Annotated in this window: 13 protein-coding genes; 2 read left to right on the top strand and 11 right to left on the bottom strand. The window is 63.7% G+C overall.

The features are described 5' to 3' along the window. Positions 1 to 58: 58 nt before the first annotated feature. The 5 genes from FJ471_RS00490 to FJ471_RS00470 all read right to left on the bottom strand — a co-directional run bounded on the left by FJ471_RS00490 (position 59) and on the right by FJ471_RS00470 (position 6,535). Entirely contained in the window at positions 59 to 2,023 is a 1,965-nt protein-coding gene (locus FJ471_RS00490) for a glycoside hydrolase family 127 protein (RefSeq protein ID WP_140801209.1), read from the bottom strand. Between the two features lie 19 nt (positions 2,024 to 2,042). Further along, positions 2,043 to 2,900, bottom strand: a complete 858-nt coding sequence (locus FJ471_RS00485; RefSeq protein WP_140801208.1) for a carbohydrate ABC transporter permease — start codon at positions 2,898 to 2,900, stop codon at positions 2,043 to 2,045. After that, a complete protein-coding gene (locus FJ471_RS00480) occupies positions 2,900 to 3,826 on the bottom strand; it encodes a sugar ABC transporter permease (RefSeq protein ID WP_140801207.1) in 927 nt (308 codons plus the stop codon). Before FJ471_RS00480 ends, FJ471_RS00485 begins: the two co-directional genes overlap by 1 nt. A gap of 336 nt (positions 3,827 to 4,162) precedes the next feature. After that, a complete protein-coding gene (locus FJ471_RS00475) occupies positions 4,163 to 5,410 on the bottom strand; it encodes a sugar ABC transporter substrate-binding protein (protein ID WP_140801206.1) in 1,248 nt (415 codons plus the stop codon). Between the two features lie 78 nt (positions 5,411 to 5,488). Further along, positions 5,489 to 6,535: a LacI family DNA-binding transcriptional regulator gene (locus tag FJ471_RS00470; RefSeq protein ID WP_140801205.1), complete on the bottom strand. Its 1,047-nt coding sequence runs from the start codon at positions 6,533 to 6,535 to the stop codon at positions 5,489 to 5,491. 370 nt (positions 6,536 to 6,905) lie between these two features. On the opposite strand from FJ471_RS00470, the gene FJ471_RS00465 reads away from it, so the two are divergent. Together FJ471_RS00465 and FJ471_RS00460 are read left to right on the top strand one after the other, a co-directional pair. Further along, positions 6,906 to 8,180 carry an outer membrane beta-barrel protein gene (locus FJ471_RS00465; protein ID WP_181179033.1) on the top strand — a complete coding sequence of 425 codons (1,275 nt, stop codon included), beginning with the start codon at positions 6,906 to 6,908 and terminating at the stop codon, positions 8,178 to 8,180. A 300-nt stretch (positions 8,181 to 8,480) separates the two neighbouring features. Beyond that, entirely contained in the window at positions 8,481 to 9,020 is a 540-nt protein-coding gene (locus FJ471_RS00460) for a dihydrofolate reductase family protein (RefSeq protein ID WP_246684557.1), read from the top strand. Here FJ471_RS00460 and FJ471_RS00455 read toward each other — a convergent pair. The 6 genes from FJ471_RS00455 to FJ471_RS00430 form a co-directional block, all read right to left on the bottom strand. Continuing rightward, positions 8,932 to 9,351, bottom strand: coding sequence for a hypothetical protein (locus FJ471_RS00455; RefSeq protein ID WP_140801204.1), 420 nt, complete (start codon positions 9,349 to 9,351; stop codon positions 8,932 to 8,934). The two genes, FJ471_RS00460 and FJ471_RS00455, sit on opposite strands and share 89 nt — an antisense overlap. A 20-nt stretch (positions 9,352 to 9,371) precedes the next feature. Then, positions 9,372 to 12,281 carry an SdrD B-like domain-containing protein gene (locus tag FJ471_RS00450; RefSeq protein WP_140801203.1) on the bottom strand — a complete coding sequence of 970 codons (2,910 nt, stop codon included), beginning with the start codon at positions 12,279 to 12,281 and terminating at the stop codon, positions 9,372 to 9,374. Positions 12,282 to 12,367: 86 nt separating this feature from the next. After that, positions 12,368 to 13,669 (bottom strand): HlyD family type I secretion periplasmic adaptor subunit, encoded by a 1,302-nt coding sequence (locus tag FJ471_RS00445; RefSeq protein WP_140801202.1) that lies wholly within the window; start codon positions 13,667 to 13,669, stop codon positions 12,368 to 12,370. Position 13,670: 1 nt separating this feature from the next. After that, positions 13,671 to 15,704 carry a type I secretion system permease/ATPase gene (locus tag FJ471_RS00440; protein ID WP_246684556.1) on the bottom strand — a complete coding sequence of 678 codons (2,034 nt, stop codon included), beginning with the start codon at positions 15,702 to 15,704 and terminating at the stop codon, positions 13,671 to 13,673. Positions 15,705 to 16,284: 580 nt separating this feature from the next. Next, the gene (locus FJ471_RS00435) at positions 16,285 to 17,142 is read right to left on the bottom strand and encodes a patatin-like phospholipase family protein (RefSeq protein WP_140801201.1); all 858 of its coding nucleotides are present in this window, start codon (positions 17,140 to 17,142) and stop codon (positions 16,285 to 16,287) included. Next, positions 17,139 to 18,533 (bottom strand): pitrilysin family protein, encoded by a 1,395-nt coding sequence (locus tag FJ471_RS00430; protein WP_246684555.1) that lies wholly within the window; start codon positions 18,531 to 18,533, stop codon positions 17,139 to 17,141. Before FJ471_RS00430 ends, FJ471_RS00435 begins: the two co-directional genes overlap by 4 nt. Position 18,534: the final 1 nt, after the last annotated feature.

Raw genomic sequence — 18,534 nt, 5'->3', positions numbered from 1 at the left:
GCACGGCCATCCTCGATGAGAACGGCCGGCCCGCCATATGCGGAAGCCGGAGCCGCGCTCACCCTTCCCTGAGCCAGACCAGCATCTCGCCGGGATCGCGATTGTCCCAAGCGAAATAGGGAACCGCCTTGAGTTTCGTTTCCTGTGTGGCGGGCGGTTGGGGACGGTAGAGATCGGCGCCCCAGTTCTCCGTTTCGGCCCGGCTGCCGATGGCCGAAAGGGTGACGACGCCGCCGAGCAGGTTCGGCTCCTTGTGCGCCTCGAGCCTTGCCTCGCGCGGCAAGGCGATGCGATGCAGTCCGCCGCCATTGTCGGTTTCCTCGACGCAGTAGAGCAGCGGGCCGCGCGCAAGTGCTACGCGACCGGTGTCCTGGCGCACATTCGGGTTGGCGAAGAGGCGCGCCATCGACATTTCGAGGTCGAGTTCGACCCGGTCGCCCTGACGCCATTCGCGGCGGATCGCGGCATAGCCCTCGACCGTCGCCGCTTCGAGATCAAGCATCTTGCCGTTGACCCGAAGTGCTGCCTTGCGGCACCAGGCAGGCACGCGCAGATGGAGCGTGAACGTAACCGGCGCCTCCGGTCCGACCTCGATAGCGACCGCGCCGTCCCAGGGATAGTTGCTGGTCTGGACCAGGGTGACCTGCCGGCCGGCGATCTCGAAACGGGCGGTCGAGTCGCCATAAAGGTGCACCGCCAGCGCATCGTCGGCCAGGCCGTAGAAATAGCTGCCGATCGACGCCACCATGCGGCCGATATTGGGCGGGCAGCACGGGCAGCGGTGCCATTTCCAGCGATGGTGGCCGCCACGGCTCTCCAGCGGGTTCTCGTAGAAGAACAGCGAACCGTCGAGCGACAGGCCGGAGATCGAGCCATTGTAGAGGGCGCGCTCCATCATGTCGGCGTAGCGGGCGTTCGGGCCCATGCCGAGCATGCGGCTTGCCCAGAACACCAGGCCGACCGAAGCGCAGGTCTCGGCATAGGCGGTTTCGTTGGGCAGGTCGTAGTCGTCGGTGAAACCCTCATTGTCTTTCGACGGGCCGAGGCCGCCGGTGACGTAAAGGCTCTTCGTCGTCAGATCGTCCCAGAGCCTCTCGAGCGCGACTTTCAGCGTGTCGTCGGCATACTCCGTCGCGATGTCGGCCATGCCGGAATAGAGATACATCGCCCTGACCGCATGGCCGACGACCTTGTCCTGCTCCCGCACCGGTCTGTGCGATTGGTTGTATTCATAGGTCTTGAAGTGGAAGTCCTTGGGGTCGGCGCCACGGGCGCGGGCCTCCTCGTCGAAATAATGCGGCTGCTGGCCGCGCTGGTCGATGAAATACTTAGCCAGCTTCATATATCTGTCGCTGCCGGTGGCACGCGCCAGCCGGACCAGAGCCAGCTCGATCTCCTCATGGCCGCAATAGCCCTTCCGCTTGCCGGGCTCCGGGCCAAAAGTGTCGGCGATGTGGTCGGCATAGCGGCTCATGATGTCGAGCAGCTTGCGCTTGCCGGTCGCCTGATAGTAGGCGACCGCGCCCTCGATCAGATGGCCGGCGCAATAGAGCTCGTGGCAGTCGCGCAGGTTGGTCCAGCGCAGGCCGGGCTGGATGCGCTGGTACCAGCTGGACAGATAGCCGTCCTCCTGCTGCAGCTTGCCGTACATGTCGATGACGGCGTCGATCTTCTTTTCGAGTTCGGGATTGCGGCGGCGGTAGAGCGAATAGGCCGCGGTCTCGATGGTCTTGCCCCAGTCGGAATCCCAGAACATCTGCGTCGTCACGGTGCGCGCGGTAAAGCCGTCGCTGACATGGAACGGGATGACGACGCCGGGCGATGGCACGTCCGGGTCGATCTGCTCCAGCATGCGCGCCTCGACGCAGCGGTCGTAGAGGATGCCGGCGGTCTTGGCGGCGACGGCGTCGACACGGTCGCCCCAGAAGCCGCGGACATCGACCTGCGGCACGGGCAGTGGGCGGAAAGCGAGCTTCAGCCTGGCGGAGGTGCCGGTCTGCGCGGCGGGCTGCGATGCTGTCATGAACGTCACTCCATTCGAATTACTTGACGGCTCCGGCCATGAGGCCGCGGATGTAGAAGCGCTGCAGCGCCAGGAACAGGATCAGGCAAGGCACCATCATCACCGTGACGCCGGCCTGCACCGCGCCCCAGTCGATGGCGCCGAAGCGGCCGGACTGAAGTGCGGTCATCATCACCGGCAAGGTGAATTTGGACTGGTCGGTCATCAGCACAAGGGCTGCCAGGAACTCGTTCCAGGCGCCGAGGAAGGCGAACAGCGCGATGGTGACGACGCCCGGCCAGACCAGCGGCAGCATTACCTTGACCAGCATGGTGACGTTGTTGGCGCCGTCCATGCGCGCGGCCTCCTCGATCTCGCGCGGCACGGCGTCGAAGGCGTTGCGCATCATGAAGATCGAGAAGGGCAGCTGCAGCGTGACATAGACGCAGACCAACCCGGTCAACGTGTTGTGCAGGCCAAGCTTCGTCAGCACCAGGAAGATCGGCGTCAGGATCGACTGGAACGGGATCATGATCGTCGACAGGATGAGGACGAAGAAGAAATCGCGGAACGGAAAGCGGAAGCGCGAGAAGCCGTAACCGGCAAGCACGCTGACCAGCACCGAGAGCAGCACAGTCATCACCGAGACATAGATGCTGTTCTGCGCCGAGACCCACAGCCCGTCGCCGAAAGAGTTCAGCGTCTCGTAATTCTCGATCGAAAAACCGGTCGTCGGCCATGGCGGCAGCGGCGGCTGGCGTGCCTCCTGCGCCGGCTTGAAGGTCGACAGAACGGTCCAGACGATCGGCGCCAGGAACAGCACCGAGGCGATGACGCCGGTGGAATGCCTGGCGAGGCTGAAGGCGGCCCTGCGGTTCTGCGCCATCGCCTCGGCCATCAGTCGAGCCCCTCGGGCTTGCGCAGCAGCCAGAGCTGGACGAGACTGAGCGCCACCAGGATGGCCAGCAGCACCATGGAGAGCGCCGCGCCGTAGCCGAGCTTGAACGAGACGAAGGACTGGTTGAAGATCCAGTAGACGGCCGTTAGCGTCTGGTTGCGTGGGCCGCCGCGCAGGATGATGTAGAACTGGTCGAAGGCAAGGATCGAGCCCGCGACCGACAGGATCAGCGCCAGCGCCAGCGTGCGGCGCATCAGCGGCAAGGTGATCGCCCGGAATCTCGCAAACGGCCCTGCCCCGTCGATGACGGCCGCCTCCTGCAGGTCCTGCGGGATCGACTGCAGGCCGGTCATCAGGATGATCATGGTGAAGCCGGCGACCTTCCACACCACCATGGCGATGATCGACCAGAAGGCCGGCTGGAAGGTGGCGAGAAGATTGACCTTCTTCGCGGTCAGCCCGAGGTCGTAAGCGGCCGGGCTGAACAGGCCGGAATCGACATTGAGCAGCCAGGACCAGAGCAGGCTCGCCGAGGCGAAGCCGACCACCGCCGGCATGAAGAAGGCGGTGCGGTAGAGATTGGTGAGCGGCCGCGGCCTTTCGATGAAGATCGCCAGCGGGAAGGCGACGGCGAAGATCGCGATGGTGACGATCACCGTATAGTAGAAGGTGAATTTCAGCGCGTTCCAGAAGCGCGTGTCGCGCAGGATCGCGACGTAGTTGTCGAGACCGATGAAGGAATGCTCGCCCATCAGCGGCCAGTTGTTGAGCGACATCCAGGCCGTCATGCCGAGCGGGATGACGAAGAAGACGGTGACCAAGGCGACGGCCGGCAGGACATAGAGCAGGCCTACCCATTGCCGCAGGCCGACGCCGGCGCGTGTCCTGGCGCGAGCGGGAACGGAGGTTGCGGTGATGGAGGTCATGGTCGCGCTCCCCCTTCTCCCCATCTTGTGGGAGAAGGTGTCGCCGAAGGCGACGGATGAGAGGTGTTCCAGCGAAGTGAGACGCTGGCTTTCCCTGGAACACCCCTCATCCGTCTCGGCGCTGCGCGCCGATCCACCTTTTCCCACAAGGGGAGAAGGGAGGCGCGAACCTCGCGTCGCCCTGAACCGACAGTGCAAGTGAGCTGTATCAAACGCCTAGCCCTATCTTTAGCGATGCATCATCCGGCCGCCCGGCCAGGGAGACGGGGCGGGCGGCCGGTCAGAGCCTTGGCGGCGAGGCGTTTCGCAATCCTCGCCGCCGGCTGGCCCTGGAGTCTACTTGTTCGGCGCCTGGTCGATGATCGACTGCATGGTGTCTTGCGCATTCTTGATGGCGCCATCGACATCGTCGCCGAAGAACACCTCGTTGACCATCTGTGTCCACGGACCGTTGGCGGAGTTGATCAGGTCGTTGAACACCACCGAATAGGGCGTCTTGCCCTTGGCCATCGCCTCGGCCGCCACCTGGTAGCGCGGGTCGAGATCCTTCAGCGCGTCCTTGGCGATGTCGTTGCGCACCGGCAGGCTGCCATATTTGGCCAGGATCGTCTGGCCCTCCAGCGAATAGGCGAAGTCCAGGAACTCCTTCACCACGGCGATCTTCTTGGTGCCCTTGGTGACGACGAAATTGTCGCCGCCGGCGAAGGACGACCAGCCGCCATCCTTGCCCGGCAGGAAGGTGATGCCGTAGTCGACGTCCGGATATTGCGTGTTGAGCGCGCCGATGGCGAAGGCGCCGGAGGGCGAGAGGCCGATCTTGCCGCCGGCGAAGGCCGCGAAGAAATTGGCGCCGGTATCGGTCTGCGCGCCCTCGGGCACCAGACCTTTCTTGACCATCGAGCGGTAGAGGTCGATCGCGCCGCGCAGCTGCGGGCTGTCGAGCGTCGCCTTTGAGCCGTCCTCCGACAGGATGTCGCCGCCCGAGGCCCAGATCAGCGGCGTGAAGGTGAAGATGTTGCAGCCGCCGCAATTGCCGGAGAAGTAGAAGCCCTTGATGTCGCCGCCAAGCGCGTTGACCTTCTCTGCGTCGGCCTCGATCTCGGCCCAGTTGGTCGGCCCCTTCTCTGGGTCCAGCCCCGCCTGCTTGAACAGCTTCTTGTTCCAGATCAGCACCGAGGCGTCGGCCGAGAACGGCAGGCCGTAGATGCGGTCCTTGTAGGTGCCGGTCTTTACATGCGCTGGCGAGAGGCTGGCAAAATAGGGCAAGGATTTCGCCCAGTCGGTGATGTCCTCCAGCTGGCCGGCGGCGGCGAAGGACGGCGTGTAGATCAGGTCGAGCGAGAGCGCGTCGGGCGCGGTGCCACCGGCGGCGGCGGCGCCATATTTCGGGATGATCTCGGCATTGGGGATGATGTCGAGCTTGATCTGGTCCTTGTTCGCCTTGTTGAAGGCGTCGACGATGCGCGGCATGAAGTTCGAGCCGTCGGCGCGCACCCAGATGTTGGCGGTCTCGGCGGACGCCGCCTGCAGGCCGCCGCCGATGACGGCCGCGGCCAAAGCCAGCTTGGCAAACATGGTCTTCACGTTACTCCTCCTCATGGTTCTCCTCCCTGTTTTGGCCACGCCGCCCGGCGGATGCGGAGGCGCGGCCTTGTTGCTCCACTACGGCGGGCTGCCGCATGACTGACGCACCACCAGCCGGCACGGCAGTTTCCTGATGCCCGGCGCGGCTGGATGGCCGTCGACGAGCGAAAGCAGGGCAAGCCCGGCTTCTCGGCCGAGACTTGCCAGGTTCATGTCGACGGAGGTCAGCGGCGGACGTGTCGCCTCGGCCACGATCTCCCAATTGTCGAAGCCGATGACGCCGACATCGTCGGGCACGCGGATACCGCGCTCGCGCAGCGCGTCGATGACGCCGCGGGCGATCTGGTCGTTGCCGCAGAAGACCGCGTCCGGCCAACCCTCCCTGCCCGCCTTGCCGAACAGTTGCGCCACCGCATCGTGGCCCCAGGCCTCCGACCAGGCGCCGAGCAGCGGCTCGCCCGCGGCCAGGCCGTTCTCCTTCAGGACGTCGCGCCAGGCATCGGCCCGCGTGTGCACCACGGCGAAGCTTGCCGGTCCGGCGACATGGGCGATACGGCGGCGCCCGAGCCGCACGAACTGCTCGACCGCCAGCCGCGCGCCGCCGGCGTCATCGGAGACGAGGCCGACCGCGCCGGGGTCGGGCTGGGTGAAAGCGTAGACGACCGGAATGCGCAGATTGGAGAGATCGACCGGCAAATGGCGGTCGATGCGTTTTCCGGTGGCGACGATGCCGTCGACGCGCTTGTCGAGCATGGCCTCGACATGCAGCTGGCCGAGCCGCTGATCGTCTTCGACATTGCACAGGAACACCGAGACGCCCTTGTCGACCAGCGCATCCGAAACGCCGGCCATCAGCGGCAGCGAGAAGCGGCCATAGGTATCGTTGGTGAGCAGCCCGACGGTGAAGGAGCGTTTTCTGAGCAGGCTCTGCGCCAGGCTGTTCGGCCGGAAGCCGAGCAGCCGCGCCGTCTCGCGGATGCGCTCGCGCGTTTCCGCCGTCATGCGCCCCTGCCCGTTCAGCGCCTTCGAGGCCGTGGCGACGCTGACGCCGGCCGCGGCGGCGACCTCGCGCAGCGTGACCGGCGGCCGGGCAAAGACAGGTGCTGACTCGGCGTCGGAAGACATATTCGGCGAAGGACCTCCCAGTTGAGAAAACCTTTTCTCATAAGAGCCTGTTGCATTCGGACGGGGGGCGGATGTCGAAAGCGACGGTTTGAGAAAAGGTTTTCTCAGATTGAGGGTAGACTGAAGGCCGACGTCGCGCAAGGATCATTTCTGCGACTTGGTCCACCGTCGGACAAGTGGTCGGGCCAGAAGACGCGCCACCACAACCAAACTGACCTTTTCTGGGTGCATCTTACCTGAACTGCCCGAATCCCGCGGAAAACCACCCAAGGGTGGGCAGGTCAGCACATCGGTGTGGCATTTATGCAACTACAAATTTCAACAACCCCTGCTAGAAAGTCGCCGGGTTTTAACTTGGGGTTATGGGGCTATGTTTCTTCGTCTTTCTGCGAAATCCGTTCTGTTGGGCGCTGTTTCGGCCGTCGCTTTGATGTCGGCCGCGCACGCCGCTGATGTCGTCCAGGAGCAGGCGGCTCCCGGCTACAACTGGAGCGGCGTCTATGTCGGCTTCGGCGTCGGCGCCGGCGCGACCGTTCACCAGATCAGCGTTCCCGGCGTCAGCTTCAACGGCATTGGCGGCAATGGCGTCTTCGGCGAACTGTCGGCCGGCTACGACTTCATGGTCAGCGATCGCTTCCTGCTCGGCGGCTTCATCGACGCTCACTACGGCAATATCGGCCCGTCGCTGAACGCGTCCGGTTTCATCGACGCCGACCTCCAGAACGTCTACGGCTTCGATGTCGGCCTACGCGCGGGTTACCTGCTGAACCCGAGCACCTTGGGTTACGTGCTCGGCGGCTATGGCTGGCAGCACTTCAAGCTTGACGGGTCGATCGGCGGCGATGGGTTCAGCTTCACCCAGAATCGCAGCGGTTATGTGCTTGGCGTTGGCATGGAAACGGTCCTCCGCGGCAACTGGACGCTGAAGACCGAATACCGCTATGCCGACTATGGTGACAAGTCGGTGCTCGATCTGGGCGGCGCGTCGCTCAATGTCGAGCCTTCGACCCACACCTTCCTCATCGGCGCCAACTACCGCTTCAACGCCCAGAATGGCGGCGGTTCCTCGTTTGCCGCGCCGACCTATAACTGGACCGGCTTCTATGTCGGCGGCGCCCTCGGCTCAGGCGCCCAGGTGCATGACCTTTCGATCACCGGAGGGGAGCTTGACGGCATCGGCGGCGAAGGCGTGTTCGGCGAAGCCAGTGTCGGCTACGATCAGGACTTTGGCGCCTGGGTCGCCGGCGTTCAATTCGACGCGCGGTACTCCGGCATCCGTTCCAAGCTCGACCTCGGCCCGCTCTCGATCAAGGGCGACGCCGATTACGGCTTCGATGCACTGGCGCGTATCGGCGCCAAGGTCAACGAATCGACCCTGGCTTATGTCATCGGCGGTTACAGCTGGCAGCACTTCAACCTGCATGGCTCCGTCGCAGGCGGTGGTGGCGGCGATATCTACGACTGGGGCTCCAGCGGCTTCTCGATCGGCGGCGGCCTCGAAACTGCCGTTTCCAACAACATGACCGTCGGTCTCGAATATCGCTATTCCCAGTACCAGAAGGAAGACTTCGGCTCCGGCGGCTTCCTCGAAGACACCCCGCGGATCCAGACCGTCCGCCTTGGCGCCAAGTACAAGTTCAACTAAGCAAAGGCCTCCAGCCAAAGCAAAGAAAGCCCGCCGAATGGCGGGTTTTTTTGTGCGGATTGTCCTGCGTAAGTCGGCGGCCAAAGGTGCACGACAATCGGGCAGTTGAGCCTCGCCTCGCCTCGCCATATTTCCATTGCCATATTATTCGATATTCGAATTAATGTGGCATTTGGTCGAATGCGGAGGACGCAATGCGGGAATTGACCGTTACGGAGTTCATTACCGTCGACGGCATTGCCGAGCATGAGCGGCTGCCCAATGTCGTCTGGAACGACGCGATGAACAGGTTCAAGGAGGATGAGCTTGCCGACAGCGGCGCCATGCTTCTCGGACGCGTTACCTACGAGATCTTTGCCGCCATTGGCCCTCGGAGACCGGCGACTTCGCCGACCGCTTCAACGCGCTGCCGAAATATGTTGCATCGGCCAGCCTCAAGGCGGTCGATTGGAAACCGGCCGAGCTCCTCGAAGGCCCCCTGCCCGCGGCCGTCGCCGGGCTGAGCAACAGTCCGGCGGCAACGTCTATGTGCATGGCAGCCTGAGCGTCGCCCGGCAGCTTTTCGGCGCCGGTCTGGTCGATCGCGTGCGGCTGCTCGTCTATCCGGGGGCTGCCGGCCAGGGTAACCAGCTGTTCCCGCCCGACGCGCCGGTCGCGCTCGAGCTGGTCTCGGCCGCGCCGCTTGGCAACGGTGTGGTGGCAATGGAATACAGGCCGGTTGCGAAAGCCCGAGGGCAATTCCAGGAAACCGTTACTTTTGCTGGAATTGCTCCTGGGAAGCCTGCTGCTGGGGTAGTTCGACCGGATGCACCTTTCCGGCTTGCGTCAGTCGCGCCATGACCGCGGTCATCTGATTGTAGAGATCGACGAAACCTGCCGGCGGGATTGACAGTTGCCCGACGACGACGCGATTGATGTTCGCGCGCTCTGCGGCATCGATGCGATCCGAATAGAGCGTAAGGCGCAACACGTCCTGGCGGAAACTTATGGCCAGCGTGCCGTCGCAAAAAATCTCCGGCGCGTCGGGCCGGTCGATGATCTTCTCAACGCGCTGGTTCATATCGGTCCTCTCTGCCTTTTCTTGACCTCTGATCGCGCGATCCAGATGCCGATCGCACCGGCGCGGAGGGATCGAGGGCGACATGGAATCGCCCTCGATCGGTGTTTGCATCAGATTTGCGCACGGCTTCGTCAGACGTGGAGCTGCAGGTAGCTGCCCGAGTAATTCAGCACGGACGATATGACGCCGAAGTGATCGCCCTCGTCCTGCGTCGTGAAGACATGCGACTGGTTCAACGACATCATCATATTGTTGCCGGTGGCGCCATCGGTCGTGGCGTTCATGTCGGCAAAGATTTGGGCGCCGGACGGCAGGCCGCCGGATCCGCTCTGCCAGGCGGCGCTGCTTGCCTTGACCGTCTTGGTGAAGCCGTCTTTGCCGGGTTCCTTGGCGTTGTTGTAGTTGAGAATATAAGGGTCGGCATTTGTTATCTGGCCGTCTCCGTTGAAGTCGGTATGCGTCACACCGCCATTTGCAATCAGCCAGTCGGCGATGTTGGCAATCATGCCCGCTGGCGCGCTGAAGTTCGGGACACCGGCATCATTGAGCAGCGTGGTGATCGCATAGCGGACGAAATCGCCGAGCTTGTCGCCGCCTGTACCATTGGCCCCGCCGACGATCTCGCGAGCGTCGTCCCATTCGATCACCAGGGACTTGCCGCTTGCATCCGTGAATAGCAGGTCCTTGTGACCGTCTTTGTCGACATCGAGATTCCCGGGCAACAGATTGGCGATGTCCGGCGCGACGATCGTACCGGCAGCAGCGAGCTTGGAGGCGAGCGAGACGCCCTTGCCGTCCACGCCGCCATTGCTGGTGTCGGAACCAAGGATCGGAGCGTCCCATACATATTCGTGATTGTACCAGAAGCCCGGGGTGAGCCCGAGAGCGCCAAGCTCATGGTTGCCGAAGGTCAGGGCGTTGCCGACATTGACTTCCGTATGCAACGAGTCGAGCTGCCCCTCTTCTCCAGCGACCGCGACGAGTTCCTGTCCGCTCAGGACTTTCACCGTCGTGGTGGCGTCACCGGTACCGTCATTGTTGTGATCGACGGTCGCACCCCAAGTCGTTCCATCCGTGAACAGCTCGCTGACCGTGTAGGTCCCCGGACGAAGGTTCTCGAACGAGAAGTAGCCCTTTGCATCGGTCGTGGTCGTAAGGGTGTCCAGCGTGCCGTTGCCGTCTACATCGCCCACCAACTGGATCGTGATGCCCTGCATCGGGACATCGGTTCCATCGTATTTGCCGTTGGCGTCCATGTCATTGAACTTGAAGCCATGGATGGAACCGAGCTGCGTGTTGACGAAGTCGTTGCCGGTGGTGTCGTTCTCGCCCGAGGTCAGCGTCTCGGCGCTCGAGCCGGAGACCTGGAACCAGCCGCTCTTCATGGTCTCGTCGGTGGTGTAGAGACCGGGCTTCAGGTTGGAGAAGGTGTAGTGGCCATTGGCATCCGTCGTCGTCGTCAAGGTGACGTCGACCACGCCGTCGCCATTGGTGTCGCCATGCAGCGTGATCTCCCAGCCGGCGAGCGTCGTGCGGTCGTTCGTCGTCGAGGCCAGACCGTCGGCGTCCTGCCACTTGGTGCCCGAGATCGAGCCGAGCTGGAAATTTCCGAAATCGTTATTGTGGCTGGCCTGTCCCGCCGCCAAGGTGACGGAGTACTCGCCCTCCGCGTTGTTTGGCGCGTCCTGGCCCCATCCCGCCTGCGGGACCTCGCGGATCGTGTAAGTGCCAGGCGTGACGGTGAATTTATAATACCCGCTTGCATCGGTGACCGCGAACGGCTCGCCCGGATCCAATGCGTTGTTGTTGTTGGCATCGAGATAGATCGTCCAGCCGGCAAGCGCTGGTTCTCCGGCCTCCCAAATGTGGTCGGCGTTCAGGTCGTTGAACTTGTGACCATCGATCACCTGGCCGGTCTGGCGGTTCCACTCCTCGAAGCCGGAATTAGCCGTCCACGTGCTCAGGTCGGTTTCGCCCGGTCCTTGATAACCGCCGGTCTGGTAGCCGAACGCGGAATAGAGATAGATATAGGGTTGGCTTGGATCAAAATTGGCGACCGGAACCAGCAGCGACATGTCGGTGGTGTTGCCGCTGCCCGGCTGGAGTTGGCCGTTCAACCCGACGAACGTATCGCCGCCGGCATCCATGTTGTAGCGCAGCGATGCTCCCGGGAAGCTGCCGGTACCCTGTTGCGGGGTGACTCCGGGATCGTAATTGTGCAAATCAGCGGCAGACGCCTGCCAGATCTGGACCGCATCCAGGGAAAGGTTCTGACCGACCGCTTTGTTGGCCTGATTGATATCAAGATCAAACCGATAATAGCCAACACCGTTTACGAATTGAATCGGGATGTCGGCAATATTCAATGAATGAATGAAGTTTGTACCGCCTTTTCCGGCGTTATCCAGGACGAAATTATTATAATCGGTGTTATACCCCTGCTCCGTGGTGCCGTTGCCCTGGGCCTGGACTTGGGAGAAAGGATCGAGCAGACCCGTTCCGGCACCGACGATGACGTTCGAGGACGAAAAGAGCGCACCGTTAATGTTTACGGTGTTTTGAAAGGTCAGATCGTGGGGTGGCGGGTTGGGCGTCAGGGCATCGGTGAAGTTCGCGGTCGCGGTCTGGCCGCTTGCCTGATCGGTCGCCGTGAGCACGAATGCCTGGCCTACCGCGTCGCCGTTGACGTACCACGACGTCTGGATCGAGCCGTTGACAACGCCGTCGAGATCGCCGGCGCCGCCGTCGGTGACGGTCCAGGGCGTGCCGGTGCCGGTAAGATCGTAGGCGAGCGTGTCGTCCGCGGTGCCGAGGACGCCGTCGGCGCCGGCGCTGAGGTGGGCGACCTGGAACGTGAGTGTGCCACCATCAGCGACTTCGGTGGCACTAATCCCTACCGCCTCGCCGGGCGCGTAGTCCGCATCCGCCTGGTCGAGCGAGATTGCAAGCGGCGGAACAGGGTCGGTGCTTCCGGTTGTGGTGGTGTCCGTTGTCGCGAGTTGATCGGTCGTCAGATTGTCGGTGATATCGCTAGAGGTCATGACATTCCCCTTAACTTTGAATGCGGCACCCGTCGGGTGCGGTTACTTATCGTCGTTTCTATTTTCATTTCCCGCTCCAGGCGGGCCTACTGTCTGAAGGCTCGGGTGATCTGGTCCTGCAATGGCTTCACCAGGTAGGAGATCACCGAACGGTCTTCGGTCTTGATGAAGGATTCCACCGGCATGCCGGGCACAAGCCTGACCTCGCCGAGGCGCGCAACCTGTGCGGCGGTCGTCCTGATGCGCACGGTGTAGTAGCTGACGCCGGTGCGTTGATCGGTGGTGACGTCGGGCGAGGTTCTCTCGACCACGCCGTCGATTTGCGGCGTCGTGCGTGTATTGAATGCCGAAAAGCGCAGCGAGGCCGACTGGCCGACCCACAGCTTGTCGATGTCGCTGGGCGCGATCCTGACTTCGACCGCGAGGCTGTCATTGTCCGGCACGACCTGCATGATCGTCTGGCCGGGCGTGACCACACCGCCGATCGTGTAGGCGAGCGACTGCTGTACGACGCCGTCCTGCGGCGCGCGGATGTCGACCCGCTTCAACTGATCCTCGGCGGCGACCTTGCGCTCCAAGAGCTCGCCCATCTTGCCGTCGATGTCGCGTAGGTCGCTGTTCACTTCGGTGCTGAGGTCGAGGTCGATCTGGATGATCTGCAGTTTGATTTCCGCGATCTTTCCCTCGGCCTGCGCCTGCGCGGCAACGAGCTGGCCGCGTTCGCCGTCGAGGCGCGTGGCCTCGCGCTCGGTCGAGGTCAGGCGATCGATGGAAATGAGCTTCTTGGCCCAGAGGGCGCGCACCGAAGCGAGCTCCTTTTGCTCCAGCTCGATCTCCTTGCTGTTGGCATCGGCCTGGGCGACGTCGCCGGCGATCTCCTTCTCGAGCTGGGCAATGCGCTCCCCGAGCTGGCCTTTCTGGCCGGCGCGGGAGGTGCGTCGGGTCTCGAAATGCTGCTTTTCACCGGCCACCGCCTCGGCGACGTCGGGATCGGCGACGCGGTCCAAAAGCTCGTTCGGAAAGATGATGGCGTCGCTGCCACGGCGTTCTGAATCGAGACGGGCCTTGCGCGCCGTGAGTTGGTCGAGCGCCTTGCTCACCACCGCGAGATTGGCGGCCGAAACGGTACGGTCGAGGCGCAGCAAAAGATCGCCGGCTTTCACCTTGTCGCCGTCGCGGGCATCGATCTCGGCAATGATGCCGCCCGTCGCATGCTGCACGTTCTTGACGTGGGAATCGACGACGAGCGTGCCGGGCGCAATGACCGCGCCGGCAATCTCGGTGACCGAGGCCCAGCCGCCGACACCTCCGCCAAGCAGCAGCACGGCTCCTAGCCCAAGCCGTGTGTAGAAGCGGATCGACGCGTGCGAGGCGCCCGACGCAACCATGTCAGTTCCCTCCCTCGGTTCCGTTGGCGACTGCCGGGGCACCGCCTTCCGCGGCCACCCTCAGCGGCGGATTGACCGAGGGGACCGGCCGCAGCGTCGGGAACATCTTGGCGAAAACCTCGTCCTTCGGGCCGAAGTCGTGGATGCGCCCCTGGTTCATCGCCAGGACGAAATCGACGGCGGTCAGCACGTTCGGACGATGGGCGACGATGACGACCACGCCGCCGCGCTCGCGGACGCCAAGCATGGCCCGGATCAACGCCTGCTCGCCATCCATGTCGAGATTGGAATTCGGCTCGTCGAGCACCACCAGGAACGGATCGCGGTAGAGCGCGCGGGCGAGCGCAATGCGCTGGCGCTGGCCGGCCGAAAGCGCCTCACCATGCTCGCCGATCTCGGTCTCGTAGCCCTGGCGGAAACCCACGATCAGCTCGTGCGCGCCGGCGGCCTTGGCCGCGGCGATGATTGCGTCCGCGTCGGCGTCCGGCTCGAAGCGGGCGATGTTTTCGGCGACAGTGCCGGCAAACAGCTCCACGTCCTGCGGCAGGTAGCCGATATGGCGGCCGCGCTCTTGCGAGGACCACTGGTCGAGATCGGCGCCGTCAAGCTTGACGCGGCCGCTTACGGGCTGCCAGGCCCCGACGAGTGCCCGCACCAAGGTCGACTTTCCCGAGCCGCTCGGGCCGATGATGCCCAGCCCGTGACCGGCCTCCATGGCGAAGCTGGCATCCTGCACCAGCAGCCGCTGGGTTCCCGGGGCCGCGATGGCCGCACCGTGCATCATGACATTGGCGCTTGGCGCCGGCAGCAGCATCGGTTCAGTCTCGGCGGGCAAGGCCGCAAGCACCCGACTCAATCGTTGCCAACCCTGGCGCGCGCCGACGAAGCCCTTCCAATTGGCGATTGCAAGATCCACCGGCGCCAGCGCGCGGCCGCTGATGATGGAGGCGGCGATGATGACGCCCGCCGTCGCCTGCTCCTCGATGACCAGCCAGGCGCCAATGCCGAGCATGGACGATTGCAGCAGCATGCGCAGCACTTTCGATACCGCGCCGAAGCTGCCGGCGACGTCGCTCACCTTGCGCTGGTCGGCAATGTATTCGAGGTTGGCATTTTCCCAGCGGGCGGCGAGCCCACCGGCCATGCCCATGGCGGCAACGACTTCCGCATTGCGGCTGCCAGCCGTGATCAGCCCGCTGCGCCGGTTCCCGCTCATGGTTGCGGACGATACCGGTTTCCGCGTCAACCGCTCGGCGAACAAGGTCAGCATGACCAGAACGATCGCCCCGAACAGCGCCGCCACGCCGAGCACCCAGTGAAACATGAAGATGATGATCAGATAGATCGGCATCCATGGCAGGTCGAAGAGCGCCGTCGGCCCCATGCCGGACAGGAAGCCGCGCACGCTGTCGAGATCGCGCATCGGCTGCTGGCTGTCGCCCTCGCGCCCAGCCTTCAGCGGCAATCTCAGCATCGAGGTATAGACGCGGTGACCAAGAGCCTCGTCGAGGGCGCCGCCGATCCGCACCAGAACCCGCGCGCGCACGAAATCGAGAAAGCCCTGCCCGCAATAGAGGATGACGAGCAGTATCGAAATGCCGACGAGCGTCGGCAGGCTGCGGCTTGGCAGCACGCGGTCATAGACCTCGAGCATGTAAAGCGAGCCAGCAAGCATCAGCACGTTGAGCATGCCGCTGAACAGGCCGACCGCGAGGAAGGCCGAGCGGCAGCTGGCAAGCGCCGCAGAGAGTTCCGAACGAGCGGAGCCTGTCGGCCGACGGCCGGCCGCTCTCGCCGATGACTTGCTGCGTGTCACAGCGCTGGGGGTTGCGGCATCCACGGCACTTTGCGCCGCATCGCCGCGGGCGCGGAACATGGCCAGGCCACCGAAACCCGCCATCGCTGCCGCGACGAGCATCGAGCCTATCGATGCATGCCGGCCGGAGCCGAAGAGGAAAAACATGGCGACGCAAGCGACGAGGATAAGGCCGACAAGCCTCACCTTCGCCTGCGCCGAGCCCAAGGTTGTGCCCATCAACCTGGGCGACGCGTTACTGAACCCCACAGCCACGACACGCCTCTCACATCCGCGAACGCGTCAGCTGCGGCCGCAGGCATACCTGCCGCGCCAGGCGGCTGGCTACCTCATGCCGAAAGCGTTCGCGCCCAACTTCGCGGGAGCAGAAAGATCACAAAGCCATGCGACCAGCCACGCCCCGAACAAGGCCGGCCCATGAACAGCCGGCCCAATGGCGGCTCACGGACAGGCGGTGACGCGGTGGTTGATGGCTGAGGCGACTATAAAAGCCGCGCCCGGTGCCTCCCTACCCCTGGTAGCGCCGTAACTCGTTGTTGCCGGTCGGGAGATTTTTTGCGCTACCTTATATTAGGAGATTATTAACTCTACCGGAGCGTGCGTCAACGGGTAACTCAATGAAGAGTTTGCGACATGCCTGAAATCTATGCATAAAAGGCGACTAATCAGTATAAAGAATACTTTGCGTTATTCTTAGGTCCAGCTTGAGTGAAGACCTATGCGCCGACCTATCGGACTTCGGTTGTCGGACCTCGGTCGCCATTGCATGCGCCTGAAGGGATGCGGTCGGGAGAGCCTCTCAGACCACCTTCTTCTTGCCCCGCCTGCCGCCATGCGCTTCCACGGCCTTCTCGACGGCGCGCTTCAGTTCGTCCTTGATCTCGACCGTCTCGGCCATCAGCGTCTCGATCTTGAGGAATTCGAGCACGCGGTATTTCGAGACATTCGGCCGAATCAGAATGTCCGGCGGGTGCTGCCTGAGCTTGTTGGCGATGATCGACTGCATCATCAGTTGCGTGGCGCCATACATCAGGTCGACGGTGGTCGGGTGCCGGCGCTCGGCCTCGCTCGGCGCTCCGACGACATCGACGGCGATGATGATGTCGGCGTCCTTCTCGATGAGGTCGAAAGGCACGGGGTTGTAGATGCCGCCATCGATCAGCACACGCCCCTCGCGCGTCACCGGGCGGAAGACCGCCGGGATGGCCGCCGAAGCGGCAAGCGCCGAATGCAGGTCGCCCTCGGCAAACACCGCGAGGCTGTGGCCGAAATAGTCGGTCGCCGTGACCTTGAGCGGGATCTTGAGCGCTTCGAAATTCTGCGGGATCGCCTCGGGCAGGAAAGCCTTCAGAATGCGCTCGATGTTGAACTGGCTGACGCGGATGCCGCCCTGCATGGCCTCCGCGATCGTGCCCGGCCGCGAGCGCCACATGCGCGCCGCCACTTCGGCCCGGCTGCCGAGGATCGATCGTGCATAATCGTGAATCTCGGCGCCCTTCATGCCCGACGCCATGCCGGCGCCCATGATGGCGCCGATCGAGGAGCCGGCGATCGCCACCGGCTTGATGCCCAGCTCGTCGAGAGCCTCGATGATGTGGATATGCGCAAGACCGCGCGCGCCGCCGCCGCCGAAGGCCACCCCGAAGGTCGGGCTCATCCCTTGCCGCCTCCCGCCACCTGCACCAGCGGCGGCCCGATGACCATCACCGCGGGGTCGGTCGACAGGAGCTTCTTCGCCGCCGCCTTGACGTCGGCCAGCGTCACCGCGTTGATGAGAGCCGCGCGCCGCTTGATGTAATCGATGCCGAGATCGTCGATCTGCAGCTCCACCAGCGTCGCCGCGATGGAGCTGGACGAATCCAGATTGCTGATGGCGTAGGCGCCGACCATGTATTTCTTGATCGCGGCGAGTTCCTCCTCGGTGGGGCCGTTCTGCGCCATGTCCTTCACCACCTGGCGCACGATCGAAAGCGTTTCGGCGGCGCGGTCGGAACGCGTCGCCGTCGTCACCAGCAGCGCGTTGGAATGCTCGTGATCGACGAGATCGGAGCTGACGCTATAGGCAAGGCCGCGCTTCTCGCGCACCTGCTCGTAAAGGCGCGAGGTAAATGTCGAGCCGCCGAGGATCTCGTTCATCAGCACGGCGGCGTAGAAATCGGGGTCGCTGCGCTTCACGCCCGGCCAAGCAAGCTGCAGGGATGTCTGCGGCAGGTCGTAATTCACTTCGAGCTGCTGGCCGAGCTTGGGCTTGACGTCGGCAACCGGAGCCAGCGTCTGCTTGTCCGGCAGGTCGCCGAACACCTCGTCGAGCCTGCCGCTCAGCGTGGCGGCGTCGATATCGCCCACCACCGCCACATGCAGGCCGCCACGGGCGAAGTTCGCCTTGTGGAAGGCCCTGAGGTCGGCGGCGGTGATGGTGGCGAGGCTGCCCTTGTTGCCCTCGTCCGGCCGCGCGTAGGGATGCTGGCCATAGATCGCGCGCAGCCAGCGCTGCTGCGCGATCGTATTGGGGTCCCGTTCATTGGCGAGGATGCCGGAGAGTATCTGGGCGCGGATGCGGTCGATCGGCGCCTGGTCGAAACGCGAGCTGTTCACCGCCAGCTTCAGCAGGCCAAAAGCCTCGTCCTTCTGATCGGACAGCATCCGCATCGAGCCATAGGTGCCATCGCGCGCGCCCTGGAAACTCATCTCGGCGCCGGCATCGTCGAGCTTCAGCTGGAAGGCCTCGCTGTCGAGGTCGCCGGCGCCCTCGTCGAACAGGCCGGTCATCAGGCTGACCAGGCCTTCCTTGCCGGCAGGGTCCTGCGCGGTGCCGCCGTCGAAGACGAAACGGATCGCAACCAGCGGGATCGAATGGTCTTCCACCAGCCAGGCGGTGACGCCCTTCTTCGACTTCACCTCCTGGATGTTCATTTCGGCGCGCGCGGCAAGCACCGGCAAAAGCAGGAAGAACAGGGCGAAGCAAAGGGTGACGACGGCGCGATAGAGCTTGCCTTCCTCATTCGCCGCAGAAGGAGAAACGACCATACGGCCAAGAACCATGCTCATC

This window comes from Mesorhizobium sp. B2-7-1 (genome assembly GCF_006440735.1).
Lineage (GTDB): Bacteria > Pseudomonadota > Alphaproteobacteria > Rhizobiales > Rhizobiaceae > Mesorhizobium.
This window is presented reverse-complemented; position numbering and strand designations above follow the sequence as displayed.

Bases quoted from the DNA above. Each gene is read 5' to 3' on its own strand.
- FJ471_RS00490 (WP_140801209.1), bottom strand. From the start codon at position 2,023: ATGACAGCATCGCAGCCCGCCGCGCAGACCGGCACCTCCGCCAGGCTG.
- FJ471_RS00485 (WP_140801208.1), bottom strand. From the start codon at position 2,900: ATGGCCGAGGCGATGGCGCAGAACCGCAGGGCCGCCTTCAGCCTCGCC.
- FJ471_RS00480 (WP_140801207.1), bottom strand. From the start codon at position 3,826: ATGACCTCCATCACCGCAACCTCCGTTCCCGCTCGCGCCAGGACACGC.
- FJ471_RS00470 (WP_140801205.1), bottom strand. From the start codon at position 6,535: ATGTCTTCCGACGCCGAGTCAGCACCTGTCTTTGCCCGGCCGCCGGTC.
- FJ471_RS00465 (WP_181179033.1), top strand. From the start codon at position 6,906: ATGTTTCTTCGTCTTTCTGCGAAATCCGTTCTGTTGGGCGCTGTTTCG.
- FJ471_RS00460 (WP_246684557.1), top strand. From the start codon at position 8,481: ATGAGCTTGCCGACAGCGGCGCCATGCTTCTCGGACGCGTTACCTACG.
- FJ471_RS00455 (WP_140801204.1), bottom strand. From the start codon at position 9,351: ATGCAAACACCGATCGAGGGCGATTCCATGTCGCCCTCGATCCCTCCG.
- FJ471_RS00450 (WP_140801203.1), bottom strand. From the start codon at position 12,281: ATGACCTCTAGCGATATCACCGACAATCTGACGACCGATCAACTCGCG.
- FJ471_RS00445 (WP_140801202.1), bottom strand. From the start codon at position 13,669: ATGGTTGCGTCGGGCGCCTCGCACGCGTCGATCCGCTTCTACACACGG.
- FJ471_RS00440 (WP_246684556.1), bottom strand. From the start codon at position 15,704: ATGGGCACAACCTTGGGCTCGGCGCAGGCGAAGGTGAGGCTTGTCGGC.
- FJ471_RS00435 (WP_140801201.1), bottom strand. From the start codon at position 17,142: ATGAGCCCGACCTTCGGGGTGGCCTTCGGCGGCGGCGGCGCGCGCGGT.
- FJ471_RS00430 (WP_246684555.1), bottom strand. From the start codon at position 18,533: ATGAGCATGGTTCTTGGCCGTATGGTCGTTTCTCCTTCTGCGGCGAAT.